The 12125-nt window shown below is 68.8% G+C and carries 11 protein-coding genes; 1 reads left to right on the forward strand and 10 read right to left on the reverse strand.

The window, feature by feature from the left end; all coding sequences use genetic code 11:
- Nucleotides 1–69 precede the first annotated feature (69 nt).
- The 4 genes from ACWCP6_RS11640 to ACWCP6_RS11655 all read right to left on the reverse strand — a co-directional run bounded on the left by ACWCP6_RS11640 (nt 70) and on the right by ACWCP6_RS11655 (nt 4310).
- A complete protein-coding gene (locus tag ACWCP6_RS11640; protein WP_450932189.1) occupies nt 70–444 on the reverse strand; it encodes an FKBP-type peptidyl-prolyl cis-trans isomerase in 375 nt (124 codons plus the stop codon).
- A gap of 61 nt (nt 445–505) precedes the next feature.
- On the reverse strand, nt 506–1492 hold the full coding sequence (locus ACWCP6_RS11645) for an FKBP-type peptidyl-prolyl cis-trans isomerase (RefSeq protein WP_450932294.1): 987 nt from the start codon (nt 1490–1492) through the stop codon (nt 506–508).
- A gap of 124 nt (nt 1493–1616) precedes the next feature.
- Complete coding sequence (gene pafA, locus ACWCP6_RS11650) at nt 1617–2978, reverse strand: Pup--protein ligase (protein WP_450932190.1); 1362 nt, start codon at nt 2976–2978, stop codon at nt 1617–1619.
- Nucleotides 2979–2987: 9 nt separating this feature from the next.
- Nucleotides 2988–4310: an MFS transporter gene (locus ACWCP6_RS11655; RefSeq protein WP_450932191.1), complete on the reverse strand. Its 1323-nt coding sequence runs from the start codon at nt 4308–4310 to the stop codon at nt 2988–2990.
- A gap of 143 nt (nt 4311–4453) precedes the next feature.
- Here ACWCP6_RS11655 and ACWCP6_RS11660 point away from each other — a divergent pair, with 143 nt between their 5' ends.
- Nucleotides 4454–5569 (forward strand): LacI family DNA-binding transcriptional regulator, encoded by a 1116-nt coding sequence (locus tag ACWCP6_RS11660; RefSeq protein ID WP_450932192.1) that lies wholly within the window; start codon nt 4454–4456, stop codon nt 5567–5569.
- 155 nt (nt 5570–5724) lie between these two features.
- On the opposite strand, the gene prcA is transcribed toward ACWCP6_RS11660, so the two are convergent.
- From prcA to arc, 6 genes are all read right to left on the reverse strand, one after another.
- Complete coding sequence (gene prcA, locus ACWCP6_RS11665; RefSeq protein ID WP_450932193.1) at nt 5725–6483, reverse strand: proteasome subunit alpha; 759 nt, start codon at nt 6481–6483, stop codon at nt 5725–5727.
- 61 nt (nt 6484–6544) lie between these two features.
- A complete protein-coding gene (gene prcB, locus ACWCP6_RS11670) occupies nt 6545–7390 on the reverse strand; it encodes a proteasome subunit beta (RefSeq protein ID WP_450932194.1) in 846 nt (281 codons plus the stop codon).
- Nucleotides 7342–7944 carry an endonuclease domain-containing protein gene (locus ACWCP6_RS11675; RefSeq protein WP_450932195.1) on the reverse strand — a complete coding sequence of 201 codons (603 nt, stop codon included), beginning with the start codon at nt 7942–7944 and terminating at the stop codon, nt 7342–7344. Before ACWCP6_RS11675 ends, prcB begins: the two co-directional genes overlap by 49 nt.
- Before the next feature lie 8 nt (nt 7945–7952).
- Nucleotides 7953–8171, reverse strand: coding sequence for a ubiquitin-like protein Pup (locus tag ACWCP6_RS11680; RefSeq protein ID WP_060902297.1), 219 nt, complete (start codon nt 8169–8171; stop codon nt 7953–7955).
- Between the two features lie 201 nt (nt 8172–8372).
- Nucleotides 8373–9884: a depupylase/deamidase Dop gene (gene dop, locus ACWCP6_RS11685; RefSeq protein ID WP_450932196.1), complete on the reverse strand. Its 1512-nt coding sequence runs from the start codon at nt 9882–9884 to the stop codon at nt 8373–8375.
- A 235-nt stretch (nt 9885–10119) separates the two neighbouring features.
- Nucleotides 10120–11886, reverse strand: a complete 1767-nt coding sequence (arc, locus tag ACWCP6_RS11690; protein WP_450932197.1) for a proteasome ATPase — start codon at nt 11884–11886, stop codon at nt 10120–10122.
- Nucleotides 11887–12125: the final 239 nt, after the last annotated feature.

The following is a 12125-nucleotide window of genomic DNA, read 5'->3' on the forward strand; positions in this document are numbered from 1 at the left end:
CGCGGCAAAAGCCGAGGGCCCGCGCCGGGGGGCGCGGGCCCTGTCACGACCGCTTGTGGTCGAAGCGGATCAGACCGCGACCAGGTCGCAGACGAAGATCAGCGTCTCGCCCGGGGCGATGCGGCCGCCACCGGCGCCGCGGTCGCCGTACGCGAGGTGCGCCGGGATGGTCAGCTGACGGCGCCCGCCGACCTTCATGCCCTGCACACCGCGGTCCCAGCCCGCGATGACCTGGCCGACACCCAGCTGGAACTGCAGCGGCGTGCCACGGTTCCAGCTCGCGTCGAACTCCTCGCCGGTGGAGAACGCGACACCCACGTAGTGGACGGAGACGGTGTCGCCCGCCTTCGCCTCGGGGCCGTCGCCCTCCCAGATGTCCTTGATCTCGAGGTCGGCCGGGGGCTCGCCGCCCGGGAAGTCGATCTCGGGCTTCTCGATGCTCACGTCACTAGCTCCTGCTTGATACGGATGCGCAACACGCACAGTCTTTCATCTTTGCGGGGACTCACATCTTCGCGAGGATGTCGACCGAGAAGACGAGCGTCGAATCCTTCTTGATGGGGCTGCCCTGCGGCGGGTTGTCGCCGTAGCCCTTGTCCGGCGGCACGACCACCAGGACGCGGCTGCCGACCTTCTTGCCCGCGAGTCCCTCCTGCCAGCCCTTGACGACCTGCTGCAGCGAGAACGAGGCCAGCTGCCCCCGCTTGTAGGTCGAGTCGAACTCCTTGCCGTCCGCCCACAGCACACCCTTGTACTGCACGAGCAGCTGGTCGGTCGGCTTCACGACCGGGCCGTCGCCCTCGATGACGTACGTCGAGACCACCTTCGTCGGCGCGGACTTCTTCGGGACGTCGACCGACGGGGCCTTGCCGTCCGTGTTCGTGCCGACCTTCGGCAGGTCGATGTTGTCCTGGGCGACGTCCTTGCCCTTGGCGGAGCTCTTGCCGTTGAAGGTGTTCACGATGTCGACGACGAAGACCAGCGTGTCGTCACCCTTGATGCCCGCCTGGGCGTTGCCCGCCTTGCCGTAGCCCAGCGCCGGGGGGATCGCCAGCTCGACCCGGCTGCCGACCTTCTTGCCCACCAGGGACTGGTCCCAGCCGGGGATGACCTGGCCGACGCCGATCTGGAACAGCGTCGGGCTGCCGCGGTCGTAGGAGTTGTCGAAGACCTTCGCCGTGTTCCAGATCTGGCCGAGGTAGTTCGCCTGCAGATAGTCGCCCTTGGCGACCTCGGTGCCGTTGCCCTGGATGAGCGTCTTCACCGCCAGGTCGCTCGACGGCTTGCCCGGCCCCTTCGCCACGGTCGGCTTCTCGCCGAACTTGGTGCCGGCCGTGACCGCGGGCAGCGGCCCGTTCACGATCTTCGCGGAGGGCGGAGCGGACGGCGAGGGGGACGCACTGCTGGACTTGTTGCCCTTGTTGTCGCTCCCGCAACCGGCGAGCGTGAGCAGTCCTGCGGGTACGGCTAGGAGAAGTGAGCGTCGGCGCACGGTGGGGGCCTCGTATCGGTCGATCTTCATGGTTGGCGTGCGCGCAACTCTACGACCACACAACGGCGCCGTACGAGGAACGTACGGCGCCCGTGTTGCGCTCCCCCGCGGAACGCGATGTCGGTCACATTCCCGCGATGAGCTTCTCCACCCGGTCGTCGACCGACCGGAACGGGTCCTTGCACAGCACCGTGCGCTGTGCCTGGTCGTTGAGCTTGAGATGGACCCAGTCGACCGTGAAGTCGCGGCGCTGCTCCTGGGCGCGGCGGATGAAGTCGCCGCGCAGCCTGGCCCGAGTCGTCTGCGGTGGCACCGACTTGCCCTCGAAAATCTTCAAGTCGTTGCAGATGCGAGCGGCTTGCCCCTTCTTCTCCAGCAGGTAGTACAGCCCGCGACGGCGGTGGATGTCGTGATACGCGAGGTCTATCTGCGCGACCCTCGGGTGCGACATCGTCATGTTGTTCTTGGCCCGGTACCGCTCGATGAGCTTGTACTTCATGACCCAGTCGATCTCGGTGCCGATCCGGTCCAGGTCCTCGGACTCGATCGCGTCGAGCGTGCGGCCCCACAGTTCGAGCACCTGCTCGACCGTGCCCGTACGGATGCCCCGCCGCTCGCAGAAGTCGAGGGCCTTCTCGTAGTACTCGCGCTGCACCTCCAGTGCGGAGGCCTCCCGGCCGCTGGCGAGGCGCACCTTGCGACGGCCCGTGATGTCGTGGCTGACCTCGCGGATCGCCCGGATCGGGTTCTCCAGGGTGAGGTCGCGCATCACCGTGCCCGCCTCGATCATGCGCAGCACCAGGTCCGTGGCGCCGACCTTGAGCAGCATCGTCGTCTCGGACATGTTCGAGTCGCCGACGATGACGTGCAGCCGACGGTAGCGCTCGGCGTCCGCGTGCGGCTCGTCGCGGGTGTTGATGATGGGCCGGGAGCGGGTCGTCGCGGAGCTGACGCCCTCCCAGATGTGCTCGGCGCGCTGGCTGACGCAGTACACGGCGCCCCGGGGTGTCTGGAGCACCTTGCCGGCACCGCACAGCAGTTGCCGTGTGACGAGGAAGGGAATGAGGATGTCCGCGAGCCTCGAGAACTCCCCGTGCCGGGCCACCAGATAGTTCTCGTGGCAGCCGTAGGAGTTGCCCGCCGAGTCCGTGTTGTTCTTGAAGAGATAGACGTCGCCTGCGATTCCCTCCTCGTGCAGACGGCGTTCGGCGTCGACGAGCAAGCCTTCCAGAATGCGCTCGCCGGCCTTGTCGTGCGTGACCAGTTCGGTCACGTTGTCACATTCCGGGGTTGCGTATTCCGGATGTGACCCGACGTCGAGATAGAGGCGAGCACCGTTCCGCAGAAAGACATTGCTGCTGCGGCCCCATGACACGACACGGCGGAAGAGGTACCGCGCCACCTCGTCAGGAGACAGGCGGCGCTGTCCCCTGAACGTACATGTGACGCCGTACTCGTTCTCCAGCCCGAAAATGCGGCGGTCCATGACTGAACATTACGCCTGATGCCCTGCACTGAAACCGGGTTCGACAGCACCGTTTCGATCATTTTCCGATACGCCCACGACGCCGGCCCCGGATTCACCGGCGTCGGCCGCGGAACCACCGGCGCGCGCGCCGGAACCCGCCACGCCCGTCGTACGGCCGGGAACCGCCAGGACACGCCCGGTGCAGAGCAGCACCAGCAGCGCGGCGCCACCCGCCAGACCCGGCACCGCGAAGCCCCACAGCGTGCCGCCCCACTCGACCGCCGGACCCGCGACCGCCGTTCCCACGGACGCACCGACAGTGAACGTCGTCACCAGCCACGAGAACGCCTCCGTCACCGTTCCGGCGGGAGCGTGCCGGTCGACCACGATGAACGCGCAGGCGATCGCGGGCGCCAGGAAGACGCCCGCGACGGCCGTCAGCGCCGTCATCGCCACCGGGCCGGGCATCAGCGTCAACGGCAGGTAGCACGCGGCGAGCAGCGCCACCAGGACCCGCAGCCGCCGCTCGGGAGCCCCGGTCCACTGCCGCGCCCCGTAGACCGTGCCGCCCGCGAGTGCGCCGAGACCCAGAGCCGCCATCAGCCAGCCGTACGTGGTGTCACCGCCGTGGCCGTCCGCGTACGAGAGCGCGGCCACCGTGATGGAGCCCAGCGCCATGCCGATGAACAGGAAGGCCCCCAGCAGTGCCACGAGGCCCCGGGAGCGCAGCGCACCGAGCCAGTGGGCCTCGCGCGGGGCAGAAGTCCACGCCCGCGAGGGCGCCGAGACGACCACGGACAGGGCGCCCAGCACACCGATGAGGTTGATGACGAGCAGGGCCGCCCGCGCCGACCACACCCCCGCGCACAGGGTCACCAGCAACGGTCCGACCGTGAACATGACTTCCTGGGCGACCGCGTCCATGGCGTACGCCGTGTGCACCTCGTCCTCCTTGCGGAGGATGCTGGGCCACAGTGCCCGCAGACCGCCCTCCAGCGGCGGCGTGAACAGTCCCGCCAGCGCGACGGCGGCATGGGCGAGCACCAGCGGTCCGATGCCGACGAGGGCGAACCCCGCCATGGCGGCGGCGGAGGCGAGCGCGGCGGGCAACTGGACGCGGGGCTGCCCGTACAGGTCCACGAGCCGGCCCAGCAACGGCTGGCCCACCGCGTTGGCGACGCCGTAGGCCGCGGCGAGAGCACCCGCCAGGCTGTACGTCCCGCCCTGCGCGCGGACGAACAGCACGATGGCGATCGCCGCGGTCGCGTTGGGCAGCCGCCCCACCAGGGTGCCGGTGAGCAGCCGCGCGGCGTGCTCGGTCCTCAGGATCTGCGCGTACCCGGCAGCCATGCCTTCTCGCCCTCTCCCCCGCGGCGGACGCGGAAGGAAGTTTTACGTATAACGTCCGCCGTCATACGTACCATGAGCCCTGTCCGCGGGTCCACCCCGCGACCGTCGTCCGGCGGACGACGACCCGGCGAGCGGAGGCCTCAGTGACGACCGGCGACGACACGCGCCCGACGGGGACGCCCGAAGCCGCCACACACCGGACGGGACGTCCGGCCGGCCGCCCCGACGGCACCTCCGCAGGCCGCGGCGCGACCCCTGCCGGCCGGCCCACCAGCCGCGACGTCGCCCACGCCGCCGGAGTCTCCCAGGCCGCCGTGTCCCTGGTGCTCGGCGACAAATGGCGCGGACGGGTCTCCGAACGCACCGCCCAGCGTGTACGGGACGCCGCCCGCGACCTCGGATACCGGCCCAACCTCGCGGCCCGGCATCTGCGCCTGGGCCGCACAAGGACCGCCCTGCTCGTCGTGCCCGCGCTCACCAACGAATTCTTCGCCCGTGTCCACACCGGCGCGTCCCGTGTCGCCGCCGAACACGGCTTCGGCGTCGTGCTCTATCCCTCGCCCGAAGGCATCGGTCCCGCCAAGGACCCCTTCGACTCCGCGCGCGCCGCGCTCGACGGAGTCATCGCCTCCTCCATGGCCTCGGACGCCCTGGCCGCCATCCGCGGCGACCAGCTCCCCCTCGTCATGCTGGACAGCGACCCCCAGGCCGGACCCGCGGCCGCCACCGTCAACCTCGACATCGCCGACGGCATGCACCAGGTCACCCGGCACCTCCTGGACCTCGGCCACCGCCGCTTTCTGCATCTGGCCTCCGCGGTGCCCTCCTGGACCTTCGACGTCCGCGCCGAGGCGCTCGCCGACGCCCTGGGCGGTACCGGGGTCGCGCTCGACAAGGCCACCGCCCCGCTTGCCGTCGATGCCGGACGCGCCGCGGCGGAAGCCGCCCTCTCCCTCCCCGGACCGCGGCCCACCGCCGTCGTCTGCGACGACGACATGCTCGCGGCAGGTGTCTGCAAGGCGGCCCGCCGCCTGGGCCTGCGAGTTCCCGAGGACCTCTCCGTGACCGGGTTCGACGACCTCACCCTGGCCTCCGCCGTGGACCCCGAGCTCACCACGGTCCGCCTGCCCGCCGAGGCCTTCGGCGAGCACGGCATGCGCGCCCTCATCGCCGTCCTCGACGGCGGGCGCCCCGACCCGGTTGCCCTGCCGGTCGAACTGGTGGCGCGAGGATCCACCGGACCGGCACCGACCGGCTGAACGGCGCACCCGGGCCACGCGGCCACGCGCGGCCGGAGACCCCCGAGGTCACCGGCGGGGTCACCGCCGACGTCGCACAGGGCCGCACAGCACTCGGCGCCCCGCCGGATGGTGGCAGGGCGCCGCGCGCCGGTCGTCCGTCCCCGGACGGCAGGTCACTCCTCCTCGGCGGCATCCTCGTCGTCCGCCGACGCCGCCTCGGCGGCACCCGGCTCGTCACCGGCCAGCAGACGCGAGAGCTGGCGCCCGACGATGCGCTTGAACTTGCGCTGCTGCGGACGTGTACGGTCCAGCACCGCCACCTCCAGGCGCTCCGCGGGAATCTCCCGCTCCGAGCCGCTGGTGTCCCGCGACAGCGCCTGTACGGCCAGCTTCAGCGCCTCGGCCAGGGTCATCCCGTCCCGGTGGCGCTGATCCAGATAGTTGCTGATCTGCTCGGCATTGCCGCCCACCGCCACCGAGCCGTGCTCGTCCACGATCGACCCGTCGTGCGGCAGCCGGTAGATCTGGTCGCCCTCCGGCGTGTCACCCACCTCGGCGACGACCAGCTCCACCTCGTACGGCTTCTCGGCAGCGCTGGAGAAGATGGTGCCCAGCGTCTGCGCATACACGTTCGCCAGGCCGCGCGCGGTCACGTCCGCACGGTCGTAGGTGTACCCCCGCAGATCGGCGTAGCGGACGCCGCCGATCCGGAGATTCTCGTACTCGTTGTACTTGCCGGCGGCCGCAAAGCCGATCCGGTCGTAGATCTCACTGAACTTGTGCAGTGCACGGGACGGGTTCTCGCCGACGAACACGATTCCGTCGGCGTACTGCAGCACGACAAGGCTGCGACCGCGGGCGATGCCCTTCCGGGCGTACTCCGCCCGGTCGGCCATGGCCTGCTGGGGTGAGACATAGAACGGCGTCGACACCGGCTATCCGTCCCTTTCTGTCGAGGTCACGTCGAGATCACCACACTCACGGCTGGGCGGTTCAGAGCAGCGCGGCCCTGGGCCCGTCGGGCTGCTCCAGCCGCCGCTCCAGGACCGCACGGGCGATCTCCGAGGACTCCGTGTCCGTCAGCCTCCGGAATCCGTCGTCCGTGATCACGGTGACGATCGGGTAGATCCGGCGGGCCACGTCCGGGCCACCGGTCGCCGAGTCGTCGTCCGCCGCGTCGTACAGCGCCTGTACGACGAGAGTCGTCGCCTGCTGCTCCGTGAGGTCGTCGCGGTAGAGCTTCTTCATCGCCCCACGCGCGAACAGCGAACCGGAGCCCTGAGCGGCGTAACCATGCTCCTCGGACCGGCCACCGGTGACGTCGTACGAGAAGATCCTGCCCTTCTCGCGGTCCACGTCCCAGCCGGCGAAGAGCGGCACCACGGCAAGGCCCTGCATGGCCATGCCCAGATTGGACCGGATCATCGTGGACAGGCGGTTCGCCTTGCCCTCCAGGGAGAGCTGGGCGCCCTCCACCTTCTCGAAGTGCTCCAGCTCCAGCTGGAACAGCTTCACCATCTCGACGGCGAGGCCGGCCGTGCCGGCGATGCCGACGGCCGAGTACTCGTCGGCCGGGAAGACCTTCTCGATGTCGCGCTGCGCAATGATGTTCCCCATCGTCGCCCGCCGGTCACCGGCGAGCACGACGCCCCCCGGGAAGGTGACCGCGACGATCGTCGTACCGTGCGGGGCCTCGATCGCGCCCTGCACCGGCGGCAACTGACGGTTGCCCGGGAGGAGTTGCGGCTGGTGCTCCGACAGGAAGTCCGTGAAGGACGACGAGCCGGGCGTCAGGAAGGCAGCAGGTAGACGCCCGGTGCCACGAGTGTTGGCTTCCACGAGTTTCCCTCCAGATAGGCGGCAGCCCGACGAACAGCGTCGGGATCGTCTCCCAACTTGCCGATGGCCGAATTGCAGTTGAAGCACAGTACGCCAGGGACCCTACCCGTGGTGTGGCAGTGATCCACATGAACGGCGGAACGCTTGGGACGGATCACACGGAGGCCCTGCCGCGAGGCGATCGGCTCGCCGCGTCGGGCTTCGGTCGTGCCGCACCGGTGCTCCGGGAGACCCCACCGCCCTTCGGCGGCCCGGGACGCCGTGCACCGTGTCGACGAACCGCCCGGTGCGGTCGCCCCGCGGTGCCATGCGCCATGCGGTGGGGCCGCACCGCACCGCGGACGGAGCTCGTGCCCGGTCGGCACGTACGCCTTCTCCCGCACCGTTGCGCCCGGGGCCTTTCGGCGACGCCGGTGGTGCGCGGCGGTCCGTTCCGCCCCACACCCCCGGCATCGCACCTGGGGCCCGTCACGTCGATCGCGGTCCGCCGCGGACGAGGCGAGCGGCAGCTCTCGCCTGCGTCCGGTGAACCGCTTCGACTCCCCCTGGTTCACGTACGTGACTACTGTCCGCCCTTTTGCACGAAGGAGCGCACAAAGTCCTCTGCGTTCTCCTCGAGCACGTCGTCGATCTCGTCGAGAACCGAGTCCACGTCGTCGCTGAGCTTCTCCTGTCGTTCCTTGAGGTCGTCCGAGACCTGCGCGTCCTGCGCCTGCTCCTCGACCTCCTCGGTGGAACGCGTCGCCTTCTGCTGTCCGCCGCCGGTGTCCTTGGTCGCCATAACCCTCACCCCGCTCGGTTCGCCCGCTCAGTTCGATCGGTCAAGATCAGACCCTACAAGCAGGGTCCGACATCGGCCCCGCCGTTGTTACAACGTCCGGGGACCATCTCCATGATTCCCGGACGCCGCACATTTCAGCCCCGCATCCGCTGCCGCTTGCCGGCCGCCGGAAAACCCCCCGGAAAGCCGCTGTCCGCCCGCTCAGCCGCCGGAGAGGACCCTGACCAGATCCTCCGCGGTGCGACACCGGTCCAGGAGCTCCTTGACGTGATTACGCGTTCCGCGAAGCGGCTCCAAGGTGGGGACCCGCTGCAGGGAGTCCCGGCCCGGGAGGTCGAAGATCACCGAGTCCCAGGAGGCCGCGGCCACGTCGTCCGCGTACTGCTCCAGACAGCGCCCGCGGAAGTAGGCGCGGGTGTCCTCCGGAGGCTTCGTACGGGCCTGGTCCACGTCGGACTCGGACAGCAGCCGCTTCATCTTGCCGCGGGCCACCAGACGGTTGTACAGGCCCTTCTCGGCCCGTACGTCGGCGTACTGGAGGTCCACCAGGTGGAGCCGCGCGGCGTCCCAGTCGAGGGCGTCACGGCGCCGGTAGCCCTCCATGAGCTCCCGCTTGGCCACCCAGTCGAGCTCCCCGGACAGGCTCATCGGATCGCGCTCCAGGCGGCCGAGGACGTCCTCCCAGCGACTCAGGACGTCCTTGGTCTGCTCGTCCGCGTCCGCGCCGAACCGCTCCTCCACGTATTTGCGCGAGAGCTCGTAGTACTCCATCTGGAGTTGTACGGCGGTCAGGGTGCGGCCGCTGCGGAGCGTGACGAGCCGCTTCAGCGTGGGGTCGTGGGAGACCTGGTGCAGGGTGCGCACCGGCTGGTCCACGGCGAGGTCGACCGCGATGAAGCCGTCCTCGATCATGGACAGCACCAGGGCCGTCGTGCCGAGCTTGAGATAGGTCGAGATCTCGGAGAGGTTCGCGTCGCCGATGATCACGTGGAGCCGGCGGTACTTCTCGGCGTCGGCGTGGGGCTCGTCGCGGGTGTTGATGATGGGGCGCTTGAGAGTGGTCTCCAGGCCCACCTCGACCTCGAAGTAGTCGGCGCGCTGACTGATCTGGAAGCCGTGTTCGTGGCCGTCCTGGCCGATGCCGACGCGGCCTGCGCCGGTGACGACCTGGCGGGAGACGAAGAAGGGCGTCAGGTGGCGCACGATGTCGGAGAAGGCGGTTTCCCGCTTCATCAGGTAGTTCTCGTGCGTGCCGTACGAGGCGCCCTTGTTGTCGGTGTTGTTCTTGTACAAGTGGATCGGCTGGGCGCCGGGGAGCTGGGCTGCGCGCTCCGCGGCCTCCGCCATGATCCGCTCGCCGGCCTTGTCCCAGAGGACGGCGTCCCGCGGATTGGTGACCTCGGGGGCGCTGTACTCGGGGTGTGCGTGGTCGACGTAGAGACGTGCACCGTTGGTCAGGATGACGTTGGCGAGCCCGATGTCCTCGTCGGTGAGCTGGCTGGCGTCGGCGGCCTCGCGTGCGAGGTCGAAGCCTCGTGCGTCCCGGAGCGGGTTCTCCTCCTCGAAGTCCCAGCGGGCCCGCCGGGCCCGGTGCATCGCCGCGGCGTAGGCGTTGACGATCTGGGATGAGGTGAGCATGGCATTGGCGTTGGGGTGGCCGGGGACGGAGATGCCGTACTCCGTCTCGATGCCCATTACTCGCCGTACGGTCATGCGGCCCTCCTTGCCCGGCGTCGCCCTCGGTCGGGGGCGGCGCTCAAGTACCGCTGGTGCTCGGGTGCGTGTGCGGTGCCCGTCCCCGCACTGCGCGACTCGGCGGTACGAAAGAGCCTAGAACGCCTCTGCGCTGGTGGGGAGATCATTTCTGTCATTGCTGTGCTCCAGCCGTGGCCCCAAAAAGCACGGGGCTGCGGGTACCCATGAAGGGCACCCGCAGCCGCCCTGTCTTTTACAGGTACTGTCCGGTGTTTGCCACCGTGTCGATGGAGCGTCCGGTGTCTGCGCCCTGCTTTCCGGTGACAAGGGTGCGGATGTATACGATCCGCTCGCCCTTCTTTCCGGAGATCCTGGCCCAGTCGTCCGGGTTTGTCGTGTTGGGCAGGTCCTCGTTCTCCTTGAACTCGTCCACGCACGCCTGGAGGAGATGGGAGACCCTGAGGCCTTTCTGGTTCTGCTCGAGGAAGGCCTTGATGGCCATTTTCTTGGCGCGTCCGACGATGTTTTCGATCATGGCGCCGGAATTGAAGTCCTTGAAGTAGAGGACTTCCTTGTCGCCGTTCGCGTAGGTGACCTCGAGGAAGCGGTTCTCCTCGGTTTCGGCGTACATCTGTTCCACTGCCGTCTGGATCATGCCGTGGACGGTGGCCGCCCTGTCGCCGCCGTGTTCACCGAGGTCGTCGGTGTGGAGCGGGAGCCGCTCCTTGAGGTACTTGCCGAAGATGTCCTTGGCCGCTTCGGCGTCCGGACGCTCGATCTTGATCTTCACGTCGAGCCGGCCGGGCCGCAGGATGGCGGGGTCGATCATGTCCTCGCGGTTGGAGGCACCGATGACGACCACGTTCTCCAGGCCTTCCACGCCGTCGATCTCGGCGAGCAGCTGGGGGACGATGGTGTTCTCCACGTCCGAGCTGACGCCGGAGCCACGGGTGCGGAAGAGCGACTCCATCTCGTCGAAGAAGACGATGACGGGGGTGCCCTCGCTGGCCTTCTCACGGGCACGCTGGAAGACCAGGCGGATCTGCCGCTCGGTCTCGCCGACGTACTTGTTGAGCAGCTCGGGGCCCTTGATGTTGAGGAAGAAGCTCTTTCCCTCGGCCTGTCCGGTGACCTCGGCCACCTTCTTGGCGAGCGAGTTGGCGACCGCCTTGGCGATGAGCGTCTTGCCGCAGCCGGGCGGGCCGTAGAGCAGGACTCCCTTGGGGGGTCGGAGTTCGTGCTCCTTGAAGAGGTCGGGGTACAGGTACGGAAGCTCGACGGCGTCGCGGATCATTTCGATCTGGTCGCCCAGACCGCCGATCTGCTCGTAGCCGATGTCCGGGACCTCTTCGAGGACGAGCTCCTCGACCTCGCTCTTGGGCACGACCTCGTAGACGTAGCCGGAGCGGGGTTCGAGCAGCAGGGCGTCCCCGGCACGGAGGGTGGCGTCCAGCAGCGGCTCGGCGAGCCGCACCACACGCTCCTCGTCGGTGTGCCCGATGACCAGGGCGCGCTCGCCGTCCTCGAGGATCTCCTTGAGGGTGACGATGTCCCCGACGCGCTCGAACATCATGGCCTCGACCACGTTGAGCGCTTCGTTGAGCATGACCTCCTGGCCGCGCCGGAGCTCGTCGAGCTCGACACTGGGGCTGACATTCACCCGGAGTTTGCGTCCCCCGGTGAAGATGTCGGCGGTGCCGTCCTCGTTCGCCTCGAGGAAGACCCCGAAGCCGGCCGGCGGCTGTGCGAGCCGGTCGACCTCCTCCTTGAGGGCCACGATCTGGTCCCGGGCCTCACGGAGCGTGTTGGCGAGCCGCTCGTTCTGTGCGGACACGCCTGCCAGGTTCGTCTGCAGCTCGACGATCCGCTCTTCGAGAATCCTCGTATGCCGCGGAGAGTCGGCGAGCTTGCGTCGCAGGACGGCGATCTCCTGCTCGAGATAGGCAATCTGACCGGCAGGGTCGTCGGACCCTCGACCCGGGCGGATGCCGCGGTTGATGTCGTCGTCGTGGGCTGCCACGGTCCTCACCTCCTCCAAGGGGAGCTGGACGCTTCCAGACCCTACCTGGGTGGGTGTCGATTGAAACCCCTAGATCACAAAGACGGTCGGGGTGTGTCCGATCTTCACCCTTGCGCTCTCCCTCACGCCAGGGGAATACCCACCCAACAACATCGGAAAGCGGGCGGTTGTATGGTCGAAGCGTTCAACACCCGTCAGGGCTGGCCCGACTTGCGCCAAAGTCGGACCGTCCGACGAAG

Source organism: Streptomyces sp. NPDC002004 (assembly GCF_053593975.1).